This window comes from Pseudomonas sp. NFIX10 (assembly GCF_900111955.1).
Classification (GTDB): domain Bacteria; phylum Pseudomonadota; class Gammaproteobacteria; order Pseudomonadales; family Pseudomonadaceae; genus Aquipseudomonas; species Aquipseudomonas fluorescens_AA.
The window spans coordinates 114,432-140,012 of the sequence record NZ_FOKH01000009.1; the positions used below are offsets into that span (position 1 = coordinate 114,432).

Here is a 25,581-nt window from a genome sequence, read left to right on the forward strand (position 1 = left end):
ACCGCCCAACCGGTGCCCGCGGCGTCTTCAATAAGCGCTCAAAACAAGGCATCCAATACCCGGTAATAGCTGATCCCGGCAGCAAGATAAAGCCGCTGCAACGCATGAAACGGAATTCGCCGCAGTGGCATGGCCGGGAACGGGAAGTCCTGCGTCGCCCCTGAAAGCTTCGCGGCCAGATGCTTGCCCAACGCGGTGGACAGGGCGATGCCGCGGCCGTTGTAGCCGAGCAAGACTGACAGCCCCGGTGCCGGATCGTGCACATGGGGAAGAAAGCTTTGCGTCAGGGCGACCCGACCACTCCAGCGGTACTCGACAGGCACATCCGCCACTTGCGGAAACAGCGCCCCCAGCGAACGCTCCAGGTGCGCCCAGTCACGCTGCCGGGAAGGCTCCGAGAACGGTCCCCGCCCTCCCAGAAGCAAACGCCCCTGGGCATCTTGCTTGAAGTAGAGCAGCAAACGGCGTGAGTCCGAACAGACCTCGCCACCAGGCAGGATGGTCTTGCGGATCGCTGGCGGGAGCGGACGGGTCGCGATGATGAAGCTGTTGGCCGCGACGACGGTCTGGCGCAACCCGGGCCACAAGTCATCGGTATAGCCATCGGTGGCCAATAACACCCGTTGCGCGCTGACCTTGAATCCTTGCGCAGTGGACAACAGCCAGCCTGATCGCTGCTGCTTCAACCCTGTGACGCGGCTGTGGCCGTGGATCATTGCGCCCTGCCCCACTGCGGCCTTCGCCAGGCCACGGGCGTAACTCAATGGATGCAAGCTGCCGGCCCGCGGATCGACCCACCCCCCCAGGTAATGCTCGGTACCGATACGTTGGCTGACCGCGCCCCGGTCCAACAGCTCCACCTTGACGCCCCGGCGTTGCCATTGCGCGGCGCGTTGCTCGATGGTCCTCATCGCGGTCGTCGAACAGGCCGGTTGAATCCAGCCTTTGCGGGTGGCATCACACTCGATCCCGTACTGGCGAATCAGCGCAAACACTTCATCAGCGGCTGACCCGGCCGCCTCGATCATCGCTTCGGCACGGGCCGGGCCGAACTTGGCGAGCAATTGATCCGGGTCGAACTTCAGCCCGGGAATCACCTGCCCGCCGTTGCGCCCCGAGGCGCCCCAGCCTGGCTCCCCGGTATCCAGCACACAGACGCTGACACCCGCTTCGGCCAAGCGTAAAGCCGTCACCAAACCGGTATAGCCAGCCCCCACGATGGCCACATCCACTTGCTTGTCTTCGGCCAAGGCCGGCGTTTGCACCGCCGGTGTGGCCGTCGCGGCCCAGAGCGAGGCCGGCAGTTGCGGGGCGAAAGGTGCATTCATGCCGGCACCTCCCCGCTGTGGTTGAGCAGTCGGCGAAGAAAGTCCTGTGTGCGAGGATGCGTCGGCGTACTCAGTACTTCCCCGGCAGGTCCTGACTCGACGATCTTGCCACTGTGAAGGAAACAGACCTTGTCGGCGACGTCTCGAGCGAAGGCCATTTCGTGGGTCACCACGATCATGGTCATGCCCTCGTTGGCCAGATTGCGCATCACCGCCAACACTTCGCCGACCAACTCCGGATCGAGCGCCGAGGTCGGTTCGTCGAAGAGGATCGCCTGGGGGTTCATCGCCAACGCCCGGGCAATGGCGACACGTTGCTGCTGCCCCCCGGACAGTTCGTCCGGGTAGGCATTCATCCGATGGGACAAACCGACCTTTTCCATCAACGCCTCGGCATTCTTGCGCGCCGCCTGAGGGTTCTCCTTCTTTACGTAGATCGGCCCCTCCATGACATTTTCCAGGGCCGTGCGGTGCGGGAACAGATTGAAGCGCTGAAAGACCATCGCCACCCGAGTGCGAATGTCGTGGATGTTCCTGGCATTGCGGTCGACACGTTCATCGCCGACCAGGACCTCGCCCTGGTCATAACTTTCCAAGCCGTTGATACAACGCAGCAACGTGGACTTCCCCGACCCCGAAGGGCCAATCAGGCACACCACTTCACCGCTCTTGACCTGTAAATCGATGCCTTCGAGGACCGGCACGCTGCCGTAACGCTTGTGAATGCCCTTGATCTCGATCATCACGTTCTCCGGGTGCTGAAGCGTGCTTCCAGACGACGCAGCGCAAAGGACAGCGGCAGGCTCATCGCCAGGTAGAGCAATGCCACCAGGGTGTAGACCGTCATGTTCTCGAAGGTCGAAGAGGCGATCAGTTGCCCCGCGCGAGTCATCTCGGCCACGGTGATGGTGGAGACCAGCGACGAGTCCTTGAGCATCATGACCAGGGTGTTGCCGTAAGGCGGCAAGGCGATGCGGAATGCCTGGGGCAGCACCACCCTCCGCATCACCATCGCACCGCGCATCCCCAAGGACTCCGCCGCCTCGATCTGCCCTTGCTGGATCGCCTGGATACCGGCCCGGAAGTTCTCCGCCTGATAGGCCGAATAAGCGATTCCCAGGCCAATGACACCGGCCTGCATGGCCGTCAGTTGAATGCCGAATTCCGGCAGGACGAAATAGATATAAAACAGCTGCACAATGATCGGCAGCCCCCGGATGATGTTCACCACACTGATGGCGAACAACGCGACCGCACGTATTTTCGAGACCATCATCAGGGCCAGGAGCAGGCCGATCAGCGAGCTGAGTACAAACGATCCGGCCGTCACTTGAAGAGTGACCACCGCCCCTTTGAGCAAGATAGGGAGGAAGTCCAACGCATTCTGGAGAATCATAAAAGCTACCCACGGAACAATGAGTGGACCCGCCCGCCACTGCAGGCGGTCGACAAAACCATCAGTTGAGTTTCCACTTCTCGATGATCCGTTCGAGGGAACCATCAGCCTTGATCGCGGCGATGCCTTTGTTGACCTGCTCCAGTGTGGCGTTGTCACCCTTGCGCACGATCAGACAAACGTCCCCCATCACCACCGGCTGATAGCTCTGTACCAGGTGCACCTTGTTCTGGGTGCCCTGGGCCAATTGATAGGCGACGATCGGGCGATCGGCGAAACCCGCCTTGATACGGCCGAGGGCCAGGTCGCGCATCAGATCGGGGATCGAGTCATAGCCACGGACTTCCTTGAAGACACCACGCTTGTTCAACTCATCGATGAACACGGTGCCGACCTGGGCGCCGACAACTTCGCCGGCAAAATCCTCCATGCGGGTGTACGCGGTCGGGTCGTCGGCCTTGACGATCAGCCCCTCGCCATAGGTGAAGACCGGATCGGAATACTGCACCACCTTTTCCCGCGCCGGCGTCCGGAGCATGGCGGCAGAAATCAGGTCGATCTTGTTTGACGTCAGTGACGGGATCAGCGAAGCGAAGGTGGTCTGCTGGATCTCCACCTCGAAGCCACCCGCCTTGGCCACCGCCTGCGCGGCGTCGATCATCATGCCCTGGATACTCTGGCTCTTGACGTCGAGAAAGGTGAAGGGAATCCCCGTTGCGGTTGCACCGACCTTGTAGACAGGCTCGGCGACGGCGTTGGCTGAAGCGATGCCGGCAGCCAGGGCAACAACGAACGTGAGTGCACGAAAGCGAGTAAGCATGGCGTATCTCCCATTGGACGCTTTTATTGTCTTAAGTCCGGTAAGGGTTGCCCCATATGGATGGCAGGAGGCTCAAAATGACTGTAAAGCGATTTACAAAAATCGTAAAGAGATTTATAAGTATCGAATATCGATATCTAAAGCACGGAATATAAGGATTTTCCATGAGCGATACCCCTCATCCGCTGTTCAATCAGTCATTGGAAAAAGGCCTGGCGGTGCTGCGGGCGTTCAACGCAGCCCGGCGCACGATGAACCTGGCGGATATCGCCCAAGCTGCAGACATCAACAAAAGCTCGGCGCAACGCATGATCCATACGCTCGAAGAGCTGGGTTATGTGCGCAAGCATCCGCAGACCAAGCGCTTCCAGTTGACCCCGAAGGTCATGGAGATCGGCTACAACTACCTGGCCGCCGACACACTGGTGGACGTGGCCAATCCATTCCTTGCCGAGTTGGCACAGGCTACCGGCGAGACGACCAACCTGACCGAACCCGACGGGCTGGACATGGTGTACGTGGCACGCTTCGTGGCGCCGAAATTCATCCCCATCCACATGCCCATCGGCAGCCGGATCCCGATGTACTGCACCGGTTCCGGACGGGCGTTCCTGAGTGCCCAGCCCGACGACGAACTCGTTGCCGCACTGCAAGCCAGCGAGCGCAAACGCCATACCCAGCACACCCTGACCGAGATCGACGACATCATCGAGCAGATCGAGACCACACGGCGCAGGGGCTATGCCACGAACAAGGAAGAGTTGTTCCTGGGCGACATGTCCATTGCCGCGCCGATCATTGGCAGCCAGGGCCTGCCGGTCGCCGCCGTGCATGTGGTGGTACCCACCAGTCGCTGGAGCATGGAGGAAGCCGAGCGCAAGCTGGCGCCGGCGGTGATCGAATGTGCACGGGCGATTCGCTCGTCAATACGAACCCTTTAGCGGGCTTTTTCGTGGACATATCGACCCGCTCCAACGCAAAAAGCCAGCGGGATGGGTCTATTGTTATCGAATCGGTGGCGGCTTAATCAGGAGAACAGGAATGGACGCACTGACTCGAACCCTCAAAGAGACTATCGAAGCCGCTGACCGGGCCATCACGGCCGAAAACTTCGACGAGTTGATGAAATTTTATGCAGATGATGCCAGCCTCGTCGTCAAGCCTGGGCTGACAGTCTCAGGCAAAGACAGCATCCGCCGAGCGTTTGTTGCCATTGCCGAGCACTTCAATCACAGCATAGTCGTCACCCAGGGGGACATGCAGGTCATATCCGGCGGTGATGTAGCGCTTGTCATAATGGAGACCCTGCTGCAGGCCACCGATAGATCCGGTGCGAAAACTGAAATCGTGCGCCGGGCAACCTATGTATTTCGGCAGATCTCGGAAAAGTGGCTATGCGTAGTGGACAACTCCTACGGTACGACGTTACTGGACGGGATGATTGAGCCCTAGGATAGTTCAACGGGGTGCCCTTCCAACGGAACACGCCGGAACAGATCGCGGTGTATGAACGAGAACAGTGCCAATGGTTTGATGGTGCAACTTACCTATCATTCCGGTTGCCACCGAGGTTCGTGAGTGACTACCCCATAAACATCAAAGCGGAGCCTTCAGATCCACCCCCAACGCCTTGGCAAAGGCCTTGACCAAGGGGCTGCGCACAGTGTTGTGACGCAGTATCAGACTGAACGGCGTGACGATGCTGATCAGGTCCGGACGCACTGCGCGCAACTCTCCCCGCGCCACCATCGACGCGGCGTAATGCTGGGGCAGGAACCCGAGGAAACGCCCCGTCTTGATCAGCAACGCCACGGCTTCCACCTGGGAGGCCGAGGCGGAGAAGCGGTCGTAGTGCGCAAATTTCTGTTTGTCGCGATGAATCGCGTAGCGATGGTTGACGCACTCATATTCCTTGAGCACATGTTCCCCCATGTCCGCGTCCGCCATGGAGAACAGCGGATGGCCGAGTGCGCAATAGACCTGCGAACGTTCTTCATAGAGTTCGTAGTAATCGAACTCTTCGCGCTTTTGATAAATCGGTACGATCCCCGCTGCCAACCGTCCTTCGACGACACCTCTTTCGACTTCATCGAGTTGCGAAGCCTGAAGTTGAAACCGAACCTTGGGCGACTGTTCATTAATTTGCCTGAGCGCAGCAACTAACGGGGAATTTTCATCCGAGATAGTATTATCAATAACCCCCACACCAAGATCACCGACAAGTTCGTTTTGCGCGGAACTAAGGCGATCACGAAAGTTGTCGACAGAGGCAAATAAGTCTATCGACGCCTGATACACCAGACGCCCTTCTTCCGTCAGGTGAAAGCCCTCTCGCCCCCGCGTGCAAAGGCGCATACCGATACGGATTTCCAAGTCGGAAATCTGTTTGCTGATGGCTGCCAGCCCCACATTCAGCTCATTCTGTGCGGCACTAAAGCCTCCCGCCTCGACCACGGCCTTGAACACTTTGAGCAATTTGAAGTCCAGCCCGCTGAGGGCCAACGGTGCCCTTTGCGGGGTTCTTGGCGGCGGGTTTCCGGAATTGGAAAGTGGGGTTTCCATAATGCTTATTTACCTCTGGCGCTCTATTCAACAACCTGTGCCCAACAACAAAAACAAGCCGGCCCAATAATAATGAACACAGAAAACCAAGCTTGGCAACCGACAATAAATTCCGAACATCAGCGCCAAAACGCTGGTCGCGAAACATAAAAAGCTGACCGCTCGATCAGCGCTCGAACCGATGCAACTGCCCTCTTGAAAACTGCTCTGGCCTGACTGCGCTCGCTGATTTCGTAGCGACGCCGTGGCCTGGAGTACCCGTTTCAGTTCGCGTAACCGACGAGGAAAACAACAATGTCTCAAACCACCGACCGACTCTGGGGTGCTCGCTTCAAATGCGGCCCTTCCAAAGCCTTGGCGGCCCTGTCCCGTTGCCCCGAGCGCTACTTCCGGCTCACCCCGTACGACCTCGCCGGCTCCAAGGCCCATGCCCGGGAATTGCAGCGCGCCGGACTGCTGAGCGAACAAGAAACCCAGACCATGCTCGACGCCCTGGAACGCATCGGCGCGGACTATCACGCCGGGAGCATCGCCCCGACCCCGGAGGATGAAGACGTCCACACGTTCATCGAGCGCCTGCTGACCGAACGGCTTGGCGCCCTGGGTGGCAAGCTGCGGGCCGGCCGCTCGCGCAACGACCAGACCGCCAACGACCTGCGGCTGTTCCTGCGTGACCACGTACGCACCGTGGCCGTTGAAGTATTGGGCCTGCAGCAGGCGCTGGTGGAACAGGCCGAGCAACACATCGAAAGCATCTGCCCCGGCTTCACCCATCTGCAGCAGGCGCAACCGATCGTGTTCGCCCACCACCTGCTGGCCCACGCCCAGTCGATGCTACGCGACGTACAGCGGTTGGTGGACTGGGACGCACGCACCTCGCTGTCGCCACTCGGTGCGGCGGCCATGGCGGGCTCGGCGATCGCTCGCCTACCTCAGCAATCGGCAAAGGAAATGGGCTATAGCGGCGTCTGCGAAAACTCCATCGACGCCGTGGCCAGCCGCGATCACGTCGCCGAGTTCCTGTTCATCGCCAGCATGCTCGGCATCAATATCTCGCGCCTTGCCGAAGAGTTCTGCCTGTGGTCGTCGCGGCAATTTCGCTGGGTCGCACTGGACGATGCCTACGCCACCGGCAGCTCGATCATGCCGCAGAAGAAGAACCCGGACATCGCCGAACTGGCGCGAGGCAAGGCCGGCCGCCTGATCGGCAACCTGACCGGCCTGCTCTCCACGCTTAAATCCTTGCCACTGTCCTACAACCGTGACTTGAGCGAAGACAAGCACGGTGTGCTCGACAGCGTCGACACGCTGCTACTGGTGCTGCCCGCCATGGCGGGCATGGTGGCGACCATGAAAGTCAACGTCGAGGAATTGCGCCGCCAGGCACCGCTGGGCTTCACCCTCGCCACCGAAGTTGCCGATTGGCTGGCGGTGCGCGGCGTGCCGTTCAAGGAAGCTCACGAAATCACCGGTGCGTTGGTCCAGGCGTGCGAGAAACACGACATCGAACTGTGGGAGGCCTCCCCCGCTCTGCTGGCGGAAATCGACCCGCGCCTCACCCCGGAGGTACGCGAAAGCCTGACCCTCGAAGCCGCCATCGCTGCGCGCAATGGCTGGGGCGGGACCGCGCCACAACAGGTACGCGAACAGATCGGACGCTTGAAAACCGCCCTCGCCACCCAGCAGCAATGGACCGAGGACTATCAGGGCTTTCGCCTCTGAGCAACACACCGAACTGTGGGAGCGAGCTTGCTCCCACAGCGATAGCGCCGAAACCGAGTACGGAGAAACAACATGAGCCAGACACAGGCAGAACGACTCCAGGCGGAGCGCAAGCTGGCGGAAAACCAGTTCGACATTACCCAGTACGATCATGTGCCCCGGCGCTACTACGGGCGGATCTTCTTCGCCACGCTGATCGTCATCGCCCTTATTGGCCTGGTGCGTGCCTTCGCCGAAGGCAAGATCGAATGGTCGTACATCGGCCAGTTCCTGACCTCCGAGGCGATCATGTGGGGCTTGCTCAACACCATCGTCATGGCCGTATTGGCCATGGCGCTGGGCATTGTGTTCGGCGTGATCACTGCGATCATGCGCATGTCGGCCAACCCGATCCTGCGCTATGTGGCCGTGACCTATACCTGGCTGTTTCGCGGCACGCCGCTGATCCTGCAACTGCTCCTGTGGTTCAACCTGGCGCTGATCTTCCCCACCATCGGCATTCCCGGCCTGTTCGAAATGGACACCGTGAGCCTGATGACCCCATTCGCGGCGGCCTTGCTGGGCTTGAGCATCAACCAGGGCGCCTACACCGCCGAAGTGGTGCGCGCCGGCCTGCTCTCGGTGGACACCGGGCAATACGAGGCTGCCAAATCGATCGGCATGCCACGCCTGCAAGCGCTGCGCCGGATCATCCTGCCCCAGGCCATGCGGATCATTATTCCGCCGGTCGGCAACGAGTTCATCGGCATGGTGAAGATGACCTCGCTGGCGAGCGTCATCCAATACTCGGAACTGCTCTACAACGCCCAGAACATCTACTACGCCAACGCCCGCGTGATGGAGCTGCTGATCGTCGCCGGCATCTGGTACCTGGCCACCGTCACCGTCCTGTCCTTTGGTCAGAGTCGCCTGGAGCGTCGTTTCGCCCGCGGCGCCGGCAAGCGTTCCTGAGGAGTTCCCCATGAGAAGCATCGTCAAGGCCGTGAGCCTGAATAAATATTACGACCAGTTCCACGCGCTCAAGGACATCAACATCGAAGTCGAGCAAGGCGAAGTGCTGTGCATCATCGGCCCGTCCGGCTCGGGAAAAAGCACCTTGCTGCGCTGCGTCAACCAGTTGGAAAAAATCGACAAGGGCGGCCTGTGGGTCGACGGCGAACTGGTGGGTTACCGGATCGTCGGCAACAAGCTGCACGAACTCAACGAAACCCAGATCGCCCGCCAGCGGCTGTCCACCGGCATGGTGTTTCAACGGTTCAACCTGTTCCCCCACATGACCGTGTTGCAGAACATCATCGAAGGACCGTGCCAGGTGCTCAAGCGCTCCCCCAAAGAGGCGAATGAGGAGGCCCTGGAACTGCTCGCCCGTGTTGGCCTGGCGGACAAGTGCAACAGCTACCCGATCGAGCTTTCGGGCGGCCAGCAGCAACGCGTGGCCATCGCTCGTGCATTGGCCATGCGCCCCAAGCTGATGCTGTTCGATGAACCCACTTCGGCACTCGACCCGGAACTGGTCGGTGAGGTGCTGTCGGTGATGCGCGATCTTGCGCAGACCGGCATGACCATGATCGTCGTCACCCATGAACTGGGCTTCGCTCGCGAAGTTTCCAATCGCATGGTGTTCATGGACGGCGGGCAGATCGTGGAGGCTGGAAGCCCCGAAGAAATACTAATAAGTCCGCAAAACCCTCGCACCCAAAGCTTCATTTCTGCCGTTCGAACCTAAGCGTCCGTTGACGCTCACAACACTCATAAGAGAACGACCATGAAGAACTTTTTTATTCCCGCAGTACTCGCAAGCGTCATGGCATCCAGCCTCACCTTCGCGGCCGAACTGCCGGCAAGCATCAAGGCCAAGGGCGAAATCGTCGTGGCGATCATGCCGAACTACCCGCCGATGGACTTCAAGGACCCGGCCACCAACACCCTCACCGGCTTTGACTATGACCTGGGTAATGCCCTGGCCGAGCGCCTGGGTGTGAAGATCAAATGGCAGGAAACCGGCTTCGAACAAATGATCAACGCCCTGACCACCGACCGCGTGGACATGGTGCTGTCGGGCATGACCGACACCGCCGAACGTCAGGCCAGCGTGACCTTCATCGACTACTTCACCAGTGGTCCGCAGTTCTACACCCTGCAGAAAAACAAGGACATCAACGAGACTCTCGACCTTTGCGGCAAGAAAGTCGGCACCAGCCGCCGCACCACCTTCCCAAAGGAAATCGCCAAGTGGAGCAAGGCCAACTGTGAGGCCGCCGGCAAGCCGGGGATCAACGTGGTCGGCACCGAAGGCTCGGCCGATGCCCGGGCGCAACTGCGCCAGAGCCGCATCGACGCAGCCATGCAGGGCAGCGAAACCCTGCCTTACCTCAAGACCCAGGAAAAGGACATGTACAAGACCGTGGGCCTGCCGATCTCCGAGCAGTACACCGGCATGGGCGTGAGCAAGAAGAAGCCTGAGCTCAGTGAAGCGGTGAAGGTCGCGCTGCAAAGCATGATCGATGACGGCAGCTACCAGGCGATCCTGAAGAAATGGGATCTGGAACTGGGGGCACTCAAGACCGCGACCATCAACGCCGGAAGGTGATCCTACAGGCCATTCGATTGCGATGTGGCAACGGGCTTGCTCGCGAGTGGTTCAACGTCAATGTTGCCTGACTCGACGCCATTGCGAGCAAGCCCGCTTCCACAACAGAGTCTGGTGTCAACGAATAAAGATGGAGCCCTACCGATGCCCTCCTCACCTACCTGGCCCGAGCCGCACAAGGCTTGCCTGGCCCTCGCCTTCGATCTCGATGGCCCGACCGGTGACGCCATGCTCAACGGCTCGATCTGGCGCAAACCCGAATACTTCGGGTTCGGCGGCTATGGCCCTTACCGGGCCCTGCCGCGCCTGCTCGATCTGCTCGACGAGTTCCGGATCCCGACGACATTCTTCGTCCCCGCCTGGGTCGTGGAGAACTGGCCGAGACAATGCCAGGCGATTGTCGAGCGTGGGCATGAAGTGGCGTATCACGGCTACAAACACGAATCCTTTTATGCCCTGACACTGGATCGGCAAAAGGAGGTAATGCAGATCTCCCGCGAGGTGTTCTGGAACCACCTGCACATCCGCGCCGAAGGCTTTCGCACGCCGTCCGGCGACTGGCGCGCCGAAACCCCGGCCATGCTGGTGGAAGCCGGCGTGACCTATTCCAGCAGCATGCGCGGCGATGACCGACCGTACCTGGTGGACGTAGCGGGTTTCGATACGCCGCTGGTGGAAATCCCAGGCCGATGGGAAATGGACGATTACGCGTCCCTCGCCTACACCCGCGCGCCGAACTTTCCTTCCGGGTTGGACCGTACGGCCGGTTACGCGCTGACCCTGGACAACTGGTGCCGCGAATATGACGGCGCGATGGACGAAGGGTTGTGCCTGACCACCCTCTTCCATCCAAAGATCATTGGTAAACCGGGACGCATCCTGCTGCTGGAACAGCTTTTCGAACACATGCGTCGGCGCGATGACGTGTGGTTCGCCACCTGCCGCGACGTCGCCCACTTCTGGTTGAAGGAGCACCGCCATGGCTGATTCCTCCATCTGGCCGGAAGGCTATCGCTGCGCTGTGGTACTAACCGTCGATTACAACGACATCCATGGCATCCTCACGCAAGCCCCGGAAGTTGCCGGGCGTGACAAAACCTTGTCGGTATGGCGCTACGGTACCCGACGCGGCGTGACACGCTTGCTCGGCCTGTTCAAGGAACTCGGGGTCTGCAGCAGTTGGTTCGTCCCCGGCATCGTTGCCGAGGAAAACCCAGCGCTCATCCAGGCGATCCAGGACGACGGTCATGAGATCGCCTGCGCCGGTTACCGTCATCAGGATTACGATGCGCTAGACCTGGTCGCCCAGGGCGCCGATGTCGCCAGGGGCTGCGAGACCCTGGCCAGGCTGACCGGCAAGCGCCCGGTCGGCTTTCGAATCCCGGCGGGCAATGGTGCGCCGGGATTCATCGGCGCGTTGAAGGACCAAGGCATCCGCTGGTCCTCGTCATGGCGAGGCGACGACTTGCCATTCGCTCACCCGACTGCGCCCGGTGTCATTGAAGTGCCGCTGCACTATGAGCTGGAAGACGAACCTTACTTCGCCTTCAACTTGAGCCCGGCGGTGCCACCGGCACAATCACGGATCGCCTCCTACAGCCACACCCTGGGCAACCTGCAAATGGATTTCGCCGGGTTTCACCGATTCGGCCTGTGCTACGTGCTTCGCCTGCACCCGGAAATCATCGCCACGCCGGGACGGATAGGCGTGTTGCGCGAGCTGATCGAGGGCATTCAACAGCACGATGACGTGTGGATCACCACCGGCGCCGAGGTCGCGCAATGGTGGGCAAACAGCGCGGCACCGACGGCTGTGGACCATCCCGCATCGGTGTACGAGCGCCATTACCGGGATTACGTCTCATGAGCGAACGTTTGCAACGGTTGGCGCAATTCTGTGTCGATCTGCGGTTTGAAGATCTATCGCCTGCGTTGGTAACGCAAGCCAAGCGGCACATTCTCGATACGTTCGGCGCAACGTTGGCTGGCGCCGAGAGCGATATCGCCAAGCAAGCACACAAGGTGTTCGCCGGTGAAGCGGGCGAGGTACCGGTTTGGGGAACCGATCTGCAGGTCGACGCGGGCCCGGCAGCGATGCTGAACGGCATCGCCGCCCATGCGCTGGAGCTGGACGACACCGGCGGTTGCGATCACTCCGGGGCCGTCGTGCTGCCAGCGGCGATGGCGGCGGTTTCGCTGCGCGCACGGCCCGTGAGTGGTCGTGAATTCATCAGCGCCGTCGTGATCGGCTATGAGGTTGGTCGCCGAGTGCTCGAAGCCTGCGGCGGCTATAGCGCCCACAATGGTGCCGGTTGGCACTCCACCGCGACCTGTGGGGTGTTCGGCGCAGCCGCCGCCAGTGCGCGCATCCTGGGTCTGGATACGCGGCAAACCCTGATGGCACTGGGCATTGCCGGCAGCTTCAGCGGTGGCCTGTGGGCCTTCATTCACGACGGCTCGCACAGCAAGAAGCTGCACAGCGGGCGCGCCGCAGAAGGTGGCCTGTTGGCTGCGCGGTTCACCCAACAAGGCATCAGCGGGCCAACGCAGTTATTCGATGACGTCTGGGGCGGTTTTCTGAACACCCTCGCCCCAGCGACTTCAAGGCCCGAAGCGCTGGATGCAGAGCTCGGCGTGAACTGGAAGCTTGCTCGCTGCTCGATCAAACCCCATGCCTCCTGTCGGGGTACCCATTCGGCCATCGATGCCCTCGGCCAGTTGTTGGAGCAATTGCAGGTACCCGTCGACCAGGTCGAAAACGTGCACGTTCGGCTGAGCGGTTTTCTTCACGGCATGTGTGGCGGCCGAGATGTCACCCGCCTCGCAGCCGCGCAAATGAGCCTGCCGTATGCCCTCGCCGCGCGGTTGGTGCATGGGCATTGCCGACTGCACGCTTATGATGACTGGCAACGCAACGATCCGCTGCTGATTCAGTGCATGTCGCGCATCCAGCTTGAAGTGGACCCGCGACTGGATAAGGATGGCGAGCCTGTGGTGACGCTACGGACCGTGGACGGCCGGCAGGCAAGCCTGTGTGTGGAAATGCCCTTGGGAGCGCCGGGCAATCCACTTGCCGATAAGGCCCTGGATGAGAAGTTCTTCAGCTTGACGACGCGGGTCATGCCGCAGGAACGGGCCGCGGAACTGCTGAAGCAACTGCGACGCATGGAAGACCTGGAATCGATACGTACGCTGGAACGGTGGCTGGGTTGATCAGGTATTGACGGCTCGGGCGTCATCGCGGTGTACGCCAACAATCTGAATAAGGACATTTGCCCGCCGTGGCCACTTACTCCCTCGTTATTCGACGCTTGATGATCGTTTCGCTGACCATCGTGGTCAGCCGCGCCATTACCAGCCCGTTGCTCACGCTGTTTCTGAGCACCAAATTGGGCCTCAATCAACAAGATGTCGGCTTGCTGCTGGGCATCGCGGTGTTCATCGCCACCCTGCTGGCCCTGTACGGCGGCTACATCATCGATCGCCTGGAAAAGCGCCGACTGCTGATCCTGGCGATGCTCTCCAGCGCCGTGGGTTTCGTCCTGCTGACCTTTGCCGAAAACCTCTACCTGACCACCCTGACCGTGGTGATCACCGAGACCGCGTCGGCCCTGTTTCTGATCGGCTCCAAAGCGATCCTCAGCGAAAACCTGCCCATCGGCCAGCGTGCCAAAGCGTTTTCCCTGCGCTACACCCTGACCAACATCGGCTACGCCACCGGCCCCATGCTCGGCGTGGTGATTGCGGGGGTCTATCCGATCGCGCCATTCCTGATCGCCGCGGGCATCGCGTTCTCCAGCATCTTTCTGATGATGGGAATCCCCGGCGATGGAACGCCGACAGCGGCCATGGGCCCACCGCCCAGTTTCCTCAAGACCCTGAAGACCCTGAAAAACGACCGCACCCTGATCATGTTCACCTGCGGCTGCCTGCTCAGCACCGTGGTGCACGGACGCTTCACGCTGTATCTGTCGCAATACCTGCTGGTCACCCACGACGCCAAGCGCGCATTGGAGATCATGGCCGCCCTGCTCGCCTGCAACGCCATCACGGTGATTCTGCTGCAATACCAGATCGGCCGGTTCCTCGATCGCGAGAAGCTGCGCTACTGGATCGCTGCGGGCACCAGCCTGTTCATTCTTGGCCTGATCGGATTCAGCCTGGCGGACGACATGCTGAGTTGGTGCGTGGCGATGTTCATTTTCACGCTCGGTGAAATGATCATCTACCCAGCCGAATTTCTCTTCGTCGATACCCTGGCCCCGGAAGAACTGCGCGGCAGCTACTACGGCGCCCAAAACCTGGCCGCCCTCGGCGGCGCCCTGAGCCCGGTGATCTGCGGGTACCTGCTGATACAAACCCCGGCACCGACGATGTTCTATGCCTTGAGCGCCTTGACTGCGATGGGTGGGCTGCTGTGTTTCATGAGCGGGCGTCGGGTGGCGGTCGTGCAGAAGTGATGGGATTGATGGATTGAGCCTGGGGGTACCCTCGCAAGCGATCAGTGATCGATAGTTTAGAAATCTCTGATTATCTTTTTGCGCGTCCCTGTTCTTTCCGCCAACCGCCCCTCCCTACCCTTGATATTTTTACGAAAAAAACCGGCCAGAGTGTAGGCCGGTTTTTTGTTTGAGCCGTTTTAGAAGTTATAGGTCGCCGTCAACCGGGTTGTACGCTCAGGCCGCACCCCGACATAGTCCGGCGTCGCCGTGTACGAGTAAAGCGTGCGGTCAAAGATGTTTTTGACACCCAGCGTCAATGACCAATCTTTCTGCCGGTAGAAAACCGACGCGTCAGTCTGAGCCCCGCCCGGAAGGGTGAAGTAATTGAAGCCGGAAGCGTACCCGTTTGTTGTGCTGCTATAGGCATTCACGCCTATCCCCGCTCCCAAGCCTCTGAACGTGCCATCCAATAGCTCATAGGAAGTCCAGACGCTGCCAGAGTGCTTTGGCTGACCGACCGTTTGAGGGGAGTCGGAAAAAGAGGGAACCCTCGTTTGTGGCGCTGGCGGCTCGGCGAAATCACTATAGGTGTAGCTGGCATTGATTGCCCAACCCGGAAGAATTTCACCGGCCAGGTCAAAATCCACCCCCTTGGACTTACGCCCTTGGCTACCGATAGTTTGGCCAAACCCATTGGAGACGGGTACACCGGTTTCTTCCATTTGGAAAATGGCGCTGGTCAAGGTCAGAGCGTCGTCGTTGAACTTCACTTTTACCCCGGCCTCCTTTGAATCGCTTTCTCTAGGAGGCAGCGGCACGCCAGTGGTGTTATCAGCAACGTTGTTGGCCTGGAAACCTTTGTAATGGTTTGCATACACCGTTACATCGGGCGTGATGTCGTAACTGATGCCGTAGCTCGGTACCCACTTGCTGCTCTTGAAACTCTGTGTTTCGGAAGTGCCACGTCTATTGGCCGGGTAGTCGGGCAGGTCGGGGATATAAAGGGTCGAGTCGGCATCGTACAGAGTGCGTCTCGCGGCGAGCATGACGTGTGTCTTATCGCCCACCTTGACCAAGTCCTGCAATAACAGTCCCTTTTGGGTCTGAACGTAATTCCCAGAGTGGTAATAGTTGGGTGATGTGTAACTGAATTCAGGTAGATCGAAGTCCTCGCCCAGGTTGAGGTTGCCACTGGCTGAAGCCCGAGTTGCAGTGTCAAACGTGTCGGTTGTGTAGTGTTGATAGTCAACCCCAGCCAGAAGTTTCTGTTCGAGAATACCCGTGGTTAACGTGTATATAATATTATTTTGGGTGCTAAAGGAATCGGTGTTCGTTCCGGATTGCAGGCCTCTGGCGCGGATCAAGCCGTTCGGCCCGAAAGCCGGAGCACCACCACCCCCCCCTGGCTCCCATAGGTGAACCTGATCTTCTTCACGGGTATAGGTCGCCTTGCTTTCAAACGTGAGGTTGTCCGTGAAGTTGTGACTGAATTCGTAATAACCTGCTTTGGTATCACCGGTAATTCGATCATCCTTGCCGGTGATGCGGTAATTGGAAAGCTTTTGTAGCTTGCCTTGGTAAAGGTACGTCGCAGCGCCTGGAGTGCCTCGCCGGCCTTGGAATTCTGCGCCAATCGTCAGGCTGGTGTCATCATCCTTCCAACGTAATGCAGGAGCGATATAGTCGCGACGACCGCCGTTGTAATCCGGCTCGCTCTCATTGGCACGCATATGGATCATGTTAAGTCGATAACTGAACTGTTTGTCATCACTTAACGCCCCCCCCAGATCCAGCGCTTGCTGAAATTCGCCCTTGTCGGTCACATCCACGCGAAGTTGATGTAATGGCGTGATTATTGGCGCTTTACGGACCAGATTGATCGAACCCGACGCCCCCGCGCTACCGGTCATGATGGAGTCCGGACCTTTGATGACTTCGACACGGTCCAACCCTTCAATGGGTGTAGCGCCGGCGCCAACATCCGCTACTCCATTGGTGCTGGTGTTCGCAACGGCGAAACCCCGAATGAAGTAAGTGTTAGCTCCGCGGTTAGTTTGCCAGGTTGTTACGCCGCCAGAGCTGCGCAACGCGTCCTCGAGGGAAACGGCTTGGCGGTCGGTCAACAGTTTGTTACTGAGTACCTGAACCGAGCGTGGAGTTTCCTGAATCGAGGTGTTGCCACGCATTGCGCCAGTGGCATTGCTTGGATTGTAGACCTCCGCATCCTCGTTTTCGGTGCTGCTGCTCACGGTTATGCTGGGAAGTACGGCATCGTTATTGGTCGCTGCTGGCGACGCGGCGGCTTGCGGAGTACGTTCAACGGTCAGTGTCCCGTTGCTGGTGATACCCAGGCGCAGGTCAGTGCTGCGCAATGCCTGGGCGATGGCTTGCTCGGCGCTCAAGAGACCGGTAACTGCCGGCACGCGGTAATTTTTAGCCAATGCCGGGTCGAACGATATGGTTCTCCCGGTCTGTTGCCCGATAGCCAGAAGTGTCTGATCCAGCGAGCCCGCAGCAATATTGAACCGCGCTGCGGCCTCTTGCGTGGTTGCCGCCAGGACAACTTGCACAGGTGACACTCCGGAAACCAGCGAAATAGCCAAAGCGAGTTTTGCCAAATTGCAGCTTGATGCCATACGTTTGCGCTCCACCTTGTCCCCAGGAAACCAAAACATTCGGTTACTGGTTCTGTGTGACGAGATGTCAAAAGCGTGAGAGGCCTGACGAAAAAAATGTATTTTTTGAATCGTTGAAGATTGCAGCCGCTACGTCGTCCTTGTTGAAAAAGGACATTAGGGCGTCGGGAGGCAGTGTCTTCCGGCAGTGGCGTTGCCGAGTAAATTTCCTACAACTGATAGTTTATCGCTTTACCCAAGTGAATCCAGGTAACACTCGTCAAGCCCGCAGAAGGAATTGGAAAAATTTGCGCAGCGCTGTTTCCCTCCTTCGATCAATGATGGTGCGCTGCGGTTTTCTCCCGCGTCACTATGGCGCTCAATGATGACCACACTGCGTATCAATGGTGTTACTTCAACTGCTTCGCTATACTGGCCCAAGACTTGCTTGCATGTGCCCAGCCGCTTGACCAAGTCACCAGACAGCCTGTGTCGAGCGTATTTATTTGCCGTTGAACGGGTGCATTCATGGCCGCCACTGATTCTCTCATTCGATCCGATTTACTGACTGTAGTCTTTCGCAGCGACTACAGCTGGCTGACCGCGCGCTTGCGGTACAAGCTTGGCTGCCGGTACAACGCCGAAGATGTCGCTTCCGAGGCCTTCACCCAGTTGGCCGCAATGCCCACCCTGCAAGAAGTGAAAGAGCCGCGGGCGATGCTCACCACCATCGCCAACCGGGTCATGTATGAACTGTCGCGTCGCCGGGACCTGGAACGAGCCTATTTGGACGCTCTGGCTCTGGCCCCCGAGGCGTGTCATCCTTCGCCGGAAGAGCAGCACCTGCTGATGGAGTCACTACTGGCCGTCGATAAGGCACTGGAGGGGCTGTCGGTCAACGCCCGGAGCGCTTTCCTTTATAGCCAGCTCGACGGCTTGACCTACGCGCAAATTGGTGAACTGCTCGGCGTCTCGGCTGCTCGAGTTCGTCAATACATGGTCAAGGCACTGCGGTGCTGTTACGAGGCGGCTCGCCATGAGCAAGGTATCTAAGAGCAGTATTGACGACGCCTCCGAGCAGGCTATCGAGTGGATGGTATTACTGCGTTCTGGTGAGGCCACACCCGATGATGAGCACGAGTTCGCCGCCTGGCGAGCCCGCAGCGCGGAGCACGATCAGGCCTGCGCCTACATAGAGGCGACTCTGGGCCGGATTCCGCTCAAGCTGGCGACCACTCAGCATCAGGCTGTGCGCTCTACATTGCTGGCACCGTCGCGTCGTCGTGAGTTCCTGCGCAATGCCCTCTGCCTGGCAACAGTAGGCGTAGTGGGGGGAGCGCTGGTCGATAGAACCTATCCGGTCGGCAACCTCTTCGCCGATCTTTCGACCCGCACCTCAGAGCGTCGTACCCTGACCTTGGGTGACGGCAGTTCGCTCACGCTCAATGCGCGCAGCGCGGTCAACATCGATATCGATGAGCTTCGCGGCAAGCGCAAGATCAAATTAATTGAAGGGGAAATGCTGCTGCAGGCAGCCGCTTCCAGGCTCCCTCTTAACATTCAGTTGGCAGGCGGCAGAGTGGAACTCGGCAGTGGTCGCCTGTCCATCCGCCATCTGACTGATGGCTTCAGGGTAGCGGCCCTCACCGGACCTGTGCAGGTATGGGATGCGACCGGCAATTCGCGCTTGCTTGCCGCAGGGCAAGGGGTTTCGGTAGGTACGAATGGTTTCAATGTCTTCCCTATCTCCGCCGTAGCCGAATGCAGCTGGACGCGGGGACTGCTGGTGGTCGATGACCAACCACTGGCGACCGTAATCGAAGCCCTGCGTAACTATCGTACCGGCGTGGTGCGGCTGGATTCTCAAGCTGCCGCCATGCGGGTGAGTGGCATATTCCCGCTGGACGACAGCGACAATGCCATCGAATCGATAGCGCAAACCTTGCCGATCATCGTACAGCGAGCCACGGGTTTCTGGGTCAGCATCAGCGCTGCCTGACGTCTGCGCTTGCCTGCTCGCGCGCTCCTCACCCTTTGCTTAACTGACCAAAACCCGCACCATTCCTGCCTTCACCCCAGCTCTGCGAAAAAAAAACCAAAATAATCGCATTCGCCCCTCACGCTTTTACTTCCTCGTTGCACATAGGTAGTAAGAATAACTGTTAGGCGATAACTATCGTGCTGCTCTCCCTCCTTCCCAAGCGTAATTTTCGGTCTGCCCAGGCCGTGAGCCTGTCGGTGTTGATGGCAGGAAGTTGTGGAAGCAGTATGGCTTGCAGCTTGGCCGCTCAGCGAGATTACTCGATAGCTGGCGGCACCTTGAGCAACGCGCTGCTTGAAGTTGGACGCCTCAACGGGTGCTCGATCGTGTTTGACCCAGGCTTGATCAGCCAGATGCACAGTGATGGCGTTCGCGGCCATTTCAGCGGCTACGACGCTGCGCGGATGCTCCTGCATAGCTCGGGGTTCGAGTTGGTGCTCACGGCCAACGGAACCCTGACCCTGCAGCCAGCGGAGATCCAGGTCAAGCGTACGAGTGCAGGGAGAGGCGTGTGACCAATATGAATGTGCGTGTAGAACAGCTCCCCCGCGGACGCGGCTGGGATGTCAGCCGAATTGGCGAGGTTGCCGAGCCGAAAAAAAACCGCTTGCCTATCGTCATGGCGTTCAGCTTTGCAGTGTTAATTCATGTCGCGGCGCTGGTACTGCTGGTCACCCAGGTGAGCAAGCGAGAGTTGACGATGGACGCTTCCGCGCCTGTCGCCAGTGTACGCGTGAGCCTGGTCGCCATGCCTCCACCGCCACCCGTGGTGGTGCCGCCACCGGTGGTCGAAGCTCCCGTTGCGCCGGAGCCTGCCGTGCTCACCAGTGAGTCGGCAACACGCACGATAGAGCAGGCGCCGCCCAAGCCCGAGGTCAAGCCAAAGGAAGTGAAGCCCAAGCTTAAGCCCAAGCCTGTTATCAAGCCTGAACCGAAGAAAGCGCCGCCTGTGGTCGAGCAAAAGCCGGTCGAGCCGAGCAAGCCCACTGAAGCCAAGCCTGACCCGAATTCGACACAGGCCCAGGCGGCCCCTGTTGCGCAAAAGCTGATGGATCTGCCCTCCGCAGTGCCCAAGGACGTGCCTTCCGTAGGCTGCCGCGTGCCAGCCCCGGATTATCCGCGTAGAGCCCGGCGGCTACATGCCGAAGGACAAGTGCTGATACGCCTGGAAATCAACCCTAAAGGGCTGGTACAGCGCGCGGATGTCGTTCGCAGCAGTGGTAATGAAGACCTTGACGAGGCCGCAGTTACCGCCGTACGAGGCGCTGTTTGCAACCCTTACATAGAAGGTGGTCAAGCCATCTCGGTGCGCGCGGTGCAAACCGTTGACTTCAATTTGAGCAAATAACCGCTCGACGATGCTCGAGTGCCACAGAAGAGGATTGATCATGCAAGAAATGGGGTTGGCCTACGCTTGGCAAACAGCGGATATGGTGTCGAGAACGATCGCGTTCGTACTGCTGATCATGTCAATACTGAGCTGGGGAGTGATGATCATCAAGGCTGGGCAGTTGATCAAGCTACGCAGCATGACGCGCTGCGCGGTGACATCGTTCTGGCGCGCCGAAAGCTTCGAGGAGGGTGTGAAGCAGCTCAATACTGGCCCCGGCAATCCCTTCGTTCATCTGGCCCAGGCCGGCGTTGCCGCTAATGCTCACCAGCAGCAACAGAGCTCCCAGCTGCACAGCCGGTTCGACCTGAGTGACTGGTTGGCACGTTGCCTCAAGGATGTGGTGGAGGAGCATTTGTCACGCTTGCAAATGGGCTTGGCGGTGCTGGCGTCGATTGGCAGCACCGCGCCGTTCGTGGGGCTTTTTGGTACCGTCTGGGGTATTTACCACGCGCTCAAAGTGATAGGAACGTCGGGCGATGCGTCCTTGGCCCAAGTTGCCGGGCCTGTAGGCGAATCACTGATCATGACGGCGTTCGGCCTGTTCGTGGCCATCCCCGCAGTGCTGGGTTACAACGCGATTTCGCGCCGCAACAAAAGCGTGAGTCATGCGCTGAGGCGATTCGCTCACGACCTGCACGCTTACTTCCTCACCGGCGCCCGCGTCAGCATAGCGGGCAATGCGGCACAGCCTGCCGCGGCAGCTTCCGACACGATCGTCGAGAGGGCACAGGCATGAGCATGGGTGGCTCACAGTTCGATGCCGACGACGTGATGTCCGATATCAACATGACGCCGTTGATCGACGTCATGCTGGTGTTGTTGATCATCTTCATCATCACCCTTCCCGTCATCAACCATTCGGTGAAACTTGAGCTGCCCAAAGCCGACAGCCACGCGATGGAAAAGCAGCCAGATGCGATCGATGTATCGATCACCGCCGACGGCCAGGTGCTGTGGAACAAGGAAGCACTGGATGACGAGCAACTCAAGCAACGCATCGCAGTGGCTGCAGTGCAGGATCCCGTGCCCAATGTGCGCCTGTTCGCCGACAAGGCCGTGCGCTACGAGCGGGTCGCCATAGTGCTATCCGCGGCACAGGGTGGCGGCCTGAGCAAAATCGACTTCGTGACTGAAGCCAAACCAGCAACGCCTTGAGTCCTTTGGTACCCCTATGACCAGTGCTGTAAAAACCACTGCCAGGCCCTCGCTCGCCCAGCTTTTGCTGCCCTACTGGGTTTCTGAAGATCGGTATTGGGCTTGGGGACTGTTAGCGACCAATCTCGCGATCAACTTCGGTTCGGTCTACGTGTCCCTCGCGGCAATCCGGATTGTGGCAACAACGACGGATGCGCTGGTCGCACGCGATTGGCCTACGTTGTGGGGGGCACTGGGATTGGGGTTGGCGTTGGGGATGACAATGGCGTTTCTGGCCATCATCAATTATGCGGCGCAGGATTACTTGCGCATTCGCTGGCGAACCTGGATGACCCACGGTTTTATCCACCAGTGGACCGCCGATCAGCGGTTTTATGGGGTCGAGCGCGACGGGCTGCTTAGCAATGCGGACCAGCGCGTGGCCGAAGACATCGACGTATTCGTACAGCGCGCGCTGTCCTTGAGCGTGGGGACAATAACGACTGTAGTGAATGCTTTCACGTTCGGTGCGGTCCTGTGGTCAATGTCCGGTACTCTCGAGTTCGACCTGGCCGGAACCCACTACGCGATTGCTGGTTACCTACTCTACGCCGCGCTCCTGTATTCACTGCTGGGCATGCTGATAGCCCAATGGATGGGCAAGCCGCTGATTGCCCTTAATACGCGCAAGCAGACAGTCGAGGCGGACTTCCGTGCGCTGGGGATGAACCTGCGCGAAAACGCTGAACAAATCGCATTTTATCGCGGTGGGCCCCAAGAGGGACGCCGCATGATGCGGCAGTTCAGAGAGATACAACTCAACTTTGTCGCGTTGATGATCCGCACCAGCAAGCTATTGATCACTAATACGACCTATTTTCACATTGGCAGCCTGGTCCCCACCGCACTGTCGATGCCGCGTTACTTGTCAGGTGCTGCCTCTCTGGGGGACATCACTCAGATTACTGCGTCCTTTGAACGTGTTCATTCCTCGCTGAACTACTTCATCACCAGCTATGTCGATTTCAGCATCTGGCTGGCCTCTGCCAACCGCTTGCGTGACTTCAAGGCGGCGCTGGACAAACTGCAATTCAACCGCATGGGTATCCAGTTTAAAAGCTCAAGCGAGGCGGTACTGACTGCGTCGCCCCTGGCGCTGGAGGCACCCACTGGCGAACTGCTGAGCCATGTGGCCGCCATCCGCATAGAACCAGGCCAGCGCTGGTTGATCAGAGGGGCCTCGGGTTCCGGCAAAAGCACATTGATGCGCGCGCTGTCCGGGTTGTGGCCCTATGGCAACGGCGACATCACATTGCCTGGAGCTCAGGCCACCACGCTGTTCGTCCCGCAAAAAAGCTACATTCCAGAGGGCAGCTTGAAAGCCGCGCTCTGCTACCCGGATGTTGAGGCCAGGTTCACCACGGAGCAATGCAGGCAGGCGCTTCTCGATGTCGGCTTGAGCGAGCGAGCGGAGTCTTTAAGCCTATGTGACGACTGGCAGAAAGTGCTCTCTGGCGGCGAGCAGCAGCGCTTGGCCATTGCGCGAGTGTTATTGCAAAAACCGCAATTCGTCTTTTTTGACGAGGCCACCAGCGGGCTGGATATAGCCAGCGAGCACGCGCTTTATCAGGTGATATTCGCCCGCCTGTCCAATAGCGCGATTATCAGCATCAGTCATAACCCGCAACTCGATTCTTACTACCCATATCAACTGAACGTCACCTGCGCGCGACATGCGGTGCCCGCATGAGCGCTACGGATCAAAGAACCGACAGCAGCGCACTGCGGCCGAGTATAGGCCGTCTCGTAATGGGGTTCTGGGTTTCGGAAGAGAAGTGGCTGGCCTATCTGTTGTTCGCTGTGTGCGTGAGCATTACCTTGGGCGGGGTGTATGTCGCCGTCTGGGCGAACAAAGCCGGTGGCAACCTGGTCGATGCGCTGGTCGCGCGGAACTGGGCAACGCTGTTTCCCGTGTTGGTGCTCAACTTCTTGTTGGCATTGGCCACACCAGTATTGATGATCATCGGCTCAGTCTTCCGGCAGCTACTTGAGTTGCGTTGGCGAACTTGGCTGACGCGTCAGTATGTAGAGCGCTGGACGCAAGCCAACCACTTTTTCGAGCTTGAACGCGAGGGCGTGATCAGCAATGCCGATCAGCGCATCGCTCAGGACGTTGCCCAGTTCGTCGACATTACGCTCAACAATATCCTCAACATCATTCAAGTCGTGGTCAGCGCCGTGTCCTTCGGGGTGGTGCTCTGGGGACTTTCGGGTGAGTTGTCATTCAGTGTATTCGGGCTGGCCTTGGCCATTCCCGGATACCTGCTATTTGCTGCTTTCGCATACACCTTTGGCCAACTGGCGGTGGTGCATTGGGCAGGCAAGTCGCTGATAGGCCTCAATAACCACAAGCAAACGGTTGAAGCCGAGTTTCGTTTCCTGGCAATGCGCTTGCGCGAGAATGCGGAGCAGATCGCTTTCTATCATGGCGGCGAAACAGAAGGTCAGCGGCTATCTGGCGCATTCATACGCGTGCGTAGCAACTGGGTGGCGATCATCAAACGGACCGCCAGGCTGATGTTCGCCCGCGACGCCTATTCCGAGGCATTTTCGCTGCTGCCTCTGCTGCTTGCGTTGCCGCGCTACATGAGCGGGGATATCAGCCTTGGCGACGTCGCGCGCATCCGAGGTGGCCTCGGCGGGCCTGCCGGCGGTGCATTCGGCGCAATGACCAGCGTCTTGAACCTGTTCGTGCAGATGTACCCAACCTTTACCCTCTGGTTGGCGCTGGTTAACCGGCTGCGGGACTTCAGTTGGGCAATCAACAAGCTCGATGCGAAGCCCAATGGCTTTGAGCTGCAACGGGGTGGCGACCGATTGATTTGTCGCGATGTGCATCTGCTCAAACCTTTGGGCCAACCCTTGCTGACACTCAGGTCGCTCGACATCAGCCAGGGCCAGCGCTGGCTGATCAAGGGCGCTTCCGGGCGCGGCAAAAGCACCTTGCTGCGCGCCATCGCCGGCCTGTGGCCACATGGCAGCGGGATGATACGGACACCGAGCCATTGGCAGGTGATGTTTGTTCCCCAGCGCAGCTATACGCCTACCGGCACGCTCAAAGCAGCACTTTGTTACCCCGCCGAGGCGACTCAGTTCAGTGACGCGCAGTGCGAGCAGGCGCTGCGTGATTGTCAGTTGCCGCAATGCGCAGTGCTGCTACATGAAGAAGCCGCGTGGCAACACAAGTTGTCCGGAGGTGAACAGCAGCGGCTGGCTTTTGCCAGGCTGCTCATGCAACGCCCGGACCTTGTGTTCCTCGATGAGGCAACCAGTGCGCTGGACGCTGAGACCGAGCTTACCGTTTACCGCCATGTGCTCGCTCAGTTGCCAGCCACCACGGTCGTGAGTATCAGCCACAGACCTGCCCTGGACAGCCTGCACGATCACGTACTCGATCTGGACGCGCCACCGCCGTTCTCGTTCAACCATCCGCAGCGTGAAGGCGCTTCTGGATATTTTTTCTGAATCGGAGTTACCC

Annotated in this window: 24 protein-coding genes; 18 read left to right on the forward strand and 6 right to left on the reverse strand. The window is 59.2% G+C overall.

The window, feature by feature from the left end:
• Positions 1 to 38: 38 nt before the first annotated feature.
• The 4 genes from BM321_RS10730 to BM321_RS10745 form a co-directional block, all read right to left on the reverse strand.
• Entirely contained in the window at positions 39 to 1,328 is a 1,290-nt protein-coding gene (locus BM321_RS10730) for an NAD(P)/FAD-dependent oxidoreductase (RefSeq protein ID WP_092442486.1), read from the reverse strand.
• A complete protein-coding gene (locus tag BM321_RS10735) occupies positions 1,325 to 2,071 on the reverse strand; it encodes an amino acid ABC transporter ATP-binding protein (protein ID WP_060742895.1) in 747 nt (248 codons plus the stop codon). The genes BM321_RS10730 and BM321_RS10735 overlap by 4 nt, the downstream gene beginning before the upstream one ends.
• Positions 2,071 to 2,724, reverse strand: a complete 654-nt coding sequence (locus BM321_RS10740; protein ID WP_092442487.1) for an amino acid ABC transporter permease — start codon at positions 2,722 to 2,724, stop codon at positions 2,071 to 2,073. Before BM321_RS10740 ends, BM321_RS10735 begins: the two co-directional genes overlap by 1 nt.
• 61 nt (positions 2,725 to 2,785) lie before the next feature.
• Entirely contained in the window at positions 2,786 to 3,544 is a 759-nt protein-coding gene (locus BM321_RS10745) for an ABC transporter substrate-binding protein (protein WP_092254690.1), read from the reverse strand.
• A 164-nt stretch (positions 3,545 to 3,708) separates the two neighbouring features.
• Here BM321_RS10745 and BM321_RS10750 point away from each other — a divergent pair, with 164 nt between their 5' ends.
• Together BM321_RS10750 and BM321_RS10755 are read left to right on the forward strand one after the other, a co-directional pair.
• Complete coding sequence (locus BM321_RS10750; protein ID WP_092442488.1) at positions 3,709 to 4,485, forward strand: IclR family transcriptional regulator; 777 nt, start codon at positions 3,709 to 3,711, stop codon at positions 4,483 to 4,485.
• A 100-nt stretch (positions 4,486 to 4,585) separates the two neighbouring features.
• The gene (locus BM321_RS10755; RefSeq protein ID WP_092442489.1) at positions 4,586 to 4,996 is read left to right on the forward strand and encodes a YybH family protein; all 411 of its coding nucleotides are present in this window, start codon (positions 4,586 to 4,588) and stop codon (positions 4,994 to 4,996) included.
• Between the two features lie 144 nt (positions 4,997 to 5,140).
• Here BM321_RS10755 and BM321_RS10760 read toward each other — a convergent pair whose 3' ends face one another.
• Positions 5,141 to 6,106, reverse strand: a complete 966-nt coding sequence (locus BM321_RS10760) for a LysR family transcriptional regulator (protein WP_092442490.1) — start codon at positions 6,104 to 6,106, stop codon at positions 5,141 to 5,143.
• 294 nt (positions 6,107 to 6,400) lie between these two features.
• On the opposite strand from BM321_RS10760, the gene argH reads away from it, so the two are divergent.
• The 8 genes from argH (at position 6,401) to BM321_RS10800 (ending at position 14,878) form a co-directional block, all read left to right on the forward strand.
• Positions 6,401 to 7,828: an argininosuccinate lyase gene (gene argH / locus BM321_RS10765; RefSeq protein WP_092442491.1), complete on the forward strand. Its 1,428-nt coding sequence runs from the start codon at positions 6,401 to 6,403 to the stop codon at positions 7,826 to 7,828.
• Positions 7,829 to 7,900: 72 nt separating this feature from the next.
• Positions 7,901 to 8,779: an amino acid ABC transporter permease gene (locus BM321_RS10770; RefSeq protein WP_092325990.1), complete on the forward strand. Its 879-nt coding sequence runs from the start codon at positions 7,901 to 7,903 to the stop codon at positions 8,777 to 8,779.
• A gap of 10 nt (positions 8,780 to 8,789) precedes the next feature.
• Complete coding sequence (locus BM321_RS10775; RefSeq protein ID WP_072394591.1) at positions 8,790 to 9,554, forward strand: amino acid ABC transporter ATP-binding protein; 765 nt, start codon at positions 8,790 to 8,792, stop codon at positions 9,552 to 9,554.
• A 39-nt stretch (positions 9,555 to 9,593) separates the two neighbouring features.
• Complete coding sequence (locus tag BM321_RS10780; protein ID WP_092442492.1) at positions 9,594 to 10,418, forward strand: ABC transporter substrate-binding protein; 825 nt, start codon at positions 9,594 to 9,596, stop codon at positions 10,416 to 10,418.
• Positions 10,419 to 10,562: 144 nt separating this feature from the next.
• Positions 10,563 to 11,405 (forward strand): polysaccharide deacetylase family protein, encoded by an 843-nt coding sequence (locus BM321_RS10785; RefSeq protein ID WP_092442493.1) that lies wholly within the window; start codon positions 10,563 to 10,565, stop codon positions 11,403 to 11,405.
• Positions 11,398 to 12,285, forward strand: coding sequence for a polysaccharide deacetylase family protein (locus BM321_RS10790; RefSeq protein ID WP_092442494.1), 888 nt, complete (start codon positions 11,398 to 11,400; stop codon positions 12,283 to 12,285). The genes BM321_RS10785 and BM321_RS10790 overlap by 8 nt, the downstream gene beginning before the upstream one ends.
• Positions 12,282 to 13,631 (forward strand): MmgE/PrpD family protein, encoded by a 1,350-nt coding sequence (locus tag BM321_RS10795; RefSeq protein WP_092442495.1) that lies wholly within the window; start codon positions 12,282 to 12,284, stop codon positions 13,629 to 13,631. The genes BM321_RS10790 and BM321_RS10795 overlap by 4 nt, the downstream gene beginning before the upstream one ends.
• A 68-nt stretch (positions 13,632 to 13,699) precedes the next feature.
• Entirely contained in the window at positions 13,700 to 14,878 is a 1,179-nt protein-coding gene (locus tag BM321_RS10800; RefSeq protein WP_092442496.1) for an MFS transporter, read from the forward strand.
• 179 nt (positions 14,879 to 15,057) lie between these two features.
• Here BM321_RS10800 and BM321_RS10805 read toward each other — a convergent pair whose 3' ends face one another.
• On the reverse strand, positions 15,058 to 17,496 hold the full coding sequence (locus tag BM321_RS10805; RefSeq protein WP_092442497.1) for a TonB-dependent siderophore receptor: 2,439 nt from the start codon (positions 17,494 to 17,496) through the stop codon (positions 15,058 to 15,060).
• Positions 17,497 to 18,003: 507 nt separating this feature from the next.
• Here BM321_RS10805 and BM321_RS10810 point away from each other — a divergent pair.
• From BM321_RS10810 to BM321_RS10845, 8 genes are all read left to right on the forward strand, one after another.
• Positions 18,004 to 18,528, forward strand: a complete 525-nt coding sequence (locus BM321_RS10810; RefSeq protein WP_092442498.1) for a sigma-70 family RNA polymerase sigma factor — start codon at positions 18,004 to 18,006, stop codon at positions 18,526 to 18,528.
• On the forward strand, positions 18,512 to 19,474 hold the full coding sequence (locus tag BM321_RS10815; RefSeq protein ID WP_092442499.1) for a FecR family protein: 963 nt from the start codon (positions 18,512 to 18,514) through the stop codon (positions 19,472 to 19,474). The genes BM321_RS10810 and BM321_RS10815 overlap by 17 nt, the downstream gene beginning before the upstream one ends.
• Positions 19,475 to 19,743: 269 nt before the next feature.
• The gene (locus tag BM321_RS10820; RefSeq protein ID WP_092325974.1) at positions 19,744 to 20,031 is read left to right on the forward strand and encodes an STN domain-containing protein; all 288 of its coding nucleotides are present in this window, start codon (positions 19,744 to 19,746) and stop codon (positions 20,029 to 20,031) included.
• A 5-nt stretch (positions 20,032 to 20,036) separates the two neighbouring features.
• Positions 20,037 to 20,864 carry an energy transducer TonB gene (locus BM321_RS10825; RefSeq protein WP_256573419.1) on the forward strand — a complete coding sequence of 276 codons (828 nt, stop codon included), beginning with the start codon at positions 20,037 to 20,039 and terminating at the stop codon, positions 20,862 to 20,864.
• Positions 20,865 to 20,904: 40 nt separating this feature from the next.
• Positions 20,905 to 21,645: a MotA/TolQ/ExbB proton channel family protein gene (locus BM321_RS10830; protein WP_092442501.1), complete on the forward strand. Its 741-nt coding sequence runs from the start codon at positions 20,905 to 20,907 to the stop codon at positions 21,643 to 21,645.
• A 2-nt stretch (positions 21,646 to 21,647) separates the two neighbouring features.
• Positions 21,648 to 22,064, forward strand: a complete 417-nt coding sequence (locus BM321_RS10835) for an ExbD/TolR family protein (RefSeq protein ID WP_256573410.1) — start codon at positions 21,648 to 21,650, stop codon at positions 22,062 to 22,064.
• 16 nt (positions 22,065 to 22,080) lie between these two features.
• Entirely contained in the window at positions 22,081 to 23,793 is a 1,713-nt protein-coding gene (locus BM321_RS10840; RefSeq protein ID WP_092442503.1) for an ABC transporter ATP-binding protein/permease, read from the forward strand.
• Between the two features lie 59 nt (positions 23,794 to 23,852).
• The gene (locus BM321_RS10845) at positions 23,853 to 25,568 is read left to right on the forward strand and encodes an ABC transporter ATP-binding protein/permease (protein ID WP_092442504.1); all 1,716 of its coding nucleotides are present in this window, start codon (positions 23,853 to 23,855) and stop codon (positions 25,566 to 25,568) included.
• Positions 25,569 to 25,581 lie beyond the last annotated feature (13 nt).

What these genes read in the sequence shown, in the direction of transcription:
- argH (WP_092442491.1), top strand. Translation starts at nt 6,401, where the DNA reads ATGTCTCAAACCACCGACCGACTCTGGGGTGCTCGCTTCAAATGCGGC.
- BM321_RS10735 (WP_060742895.1), bottom strand. Translation starts at nt 2,071, where the DNA reads ATGATCGAGATCAAGGGCATTCACAAGCGTTACGGCAGCGTGCCGGTC.
- BM321_RS10840 (WP_092442503.1), top strand. Translation starts at nt 22,081, where the DNA reads ATGACCAGTGCTGTAAAAACCACTGCCAGGCCCTCGCTCGCCCAGCTT.
- BM321_RS10795 (WP_092442495.1), top strand. Translation starts at nt 12,282, where the DNA reads ATGAGCGAACGTTTGCAACGGTTGGCGCAATTCTGTGTCGATCTGCGG.
- BM321_RS10745 (WP_092254690.1), bottom strand. Translation starts at nt 3,544, where the DNA reads ATGCTTACTCGCTTTCGTGCACTCACGTTCGTTGTTGCCCTGGCTGCC.
- BM321_RS10760 (WP_092442490.1), bottom strand. Translation starts at nt 6,106, where the DNA reads ATGGAAACCCCACTTTCCAATTCCGGAAACCCGCCGCCAAGAACCCCG.
- BM321_RS10785 (WP_092442493.1), top strand. Translation starts at nt 10,563, where the DNA reads ATGCCCTCCTCACCTACCTGGCCCGAGCCGCACAAGGCTTGCCTGGCC.
- BM321_RS10770 (WP_092325990.1), top strand. Translation starts at nt 7,901, where the DNA reads ATGAGCCAGACACAGGCAGAACGACTCCAGGCGGAGCGCAAGCTGGCG.
- BM321_RS10750 (WP_092442488.1), top strand. Translation starts at nt 3,709, where the DNA reads ATGAGCGATACCCCTCATCCGCTGTTCAATCAGTCATTGGAAAAAGGC.
- BM321_RS10775 (WP_072394591.1), top strand. Translation starts at nt 8,790, where the DNA reads ATGAGAAGCATCGTCAAGGCCGTGAGCCTGAATAAATATTACGACCAG.
- BM321_RS10810 (WP_092442498.1), top strand. Translation starts at nt 18,004, where the DNA reads ATGGCCGCCACTGATTCTCTCATTCGATCCGATTTACTGACTGTAGTC.
- BM321_RS10830 (WP_092442501.1), top strand. Translation starts at nt 20,905, where the DNA reads ATGCAAGAAATGGGGTTGGCCTACGCTTGGCAAACAGCGGATATGGTG.
- BM321_RS10780 (WP_092442492.1), top strand. Translation starts at nt 9,594, where the DNA reads ATGAAGAACTTTTTTATTCCCGCAGTACTCGCAAGCGTCATGGCATCC.
- BM321_RS10825 (WP_256573419.1), top strand. Translation starts at nt 20,037, where the DNA reads ATGAATGTGCGTGTAGAACAGCTCCCCCGCGGACGCGGCTGGGATGTC.
- BM321_RS10820 (WP_092325974.1), top strand. Translation starts at nt 19,744, where the DNA reads ATGGCTTGCAGCTTGGCCGCTCAGCGAGATTACTCGATAGCTGGCGGC.
- BM321_RS10835 (WP_256573410.1), top strand. Translation starts at nt 21,648, where the DNA reads ATGGGTGGCTCACAGTTCGATGCCGACGACGTGATGTCCGATATCAAC.
- BM321_RS10845 (WP_092442504.1), top strand. Translation starts at nt 23,853, where the DNA reads ATGGGGTTCTGGGTTTCGGAAGAGAAGTGGCTGGCCTATCTGTTGTTC.
- BM321_RS10740 (WP_092442487.1), bottom strand. Translation starts at nt 2,724, where the DNA reads ATGATTCTCCAGAATGCGTTGGACTTCCTCCCTATCTTGCTCAAAGGG.
- BM321_RS10730 (WP_092442486.1), bottom strand. Translation starts at nt 1,328, where the DNA reads ATGAATGCACCTTTCGCCCCGCAACTGCCGGCCTCGCTCTGGGCCGCG.
- BM321_RS10790 (WP_092442494.1), top strand. Translation starts at nt 11,398, where the DNA reads ATGGCTGATTCCTCCATCTGGCCGGAAGGCTATCGCTGCGCTGTGGTA.
- BM321_RS10755 (WP_092442489.1), top strand. Translation starts at nt 4,586, where the DNA reads ATGGACGCACTGACTCGAACCCTCAAAGAGACTATCGAAGCCGCTGAC.
- BM321_RS10815 (WP_092442499.1), top strand. Translation starts at nt 18,512, where the DNA reads ATGAGCAAGGTATCTAAGAGCAGTATTGACGACGCCTCCGAGCAGGCT.
- BM321_RS10805 (WP_092442497.1), bottom strand. Translation starts at nt 17,496, where the DNA reads ATGGCATCAAGCTGCAATTTGGCAAAACTCGCTTTGGCTATTTCGCTG.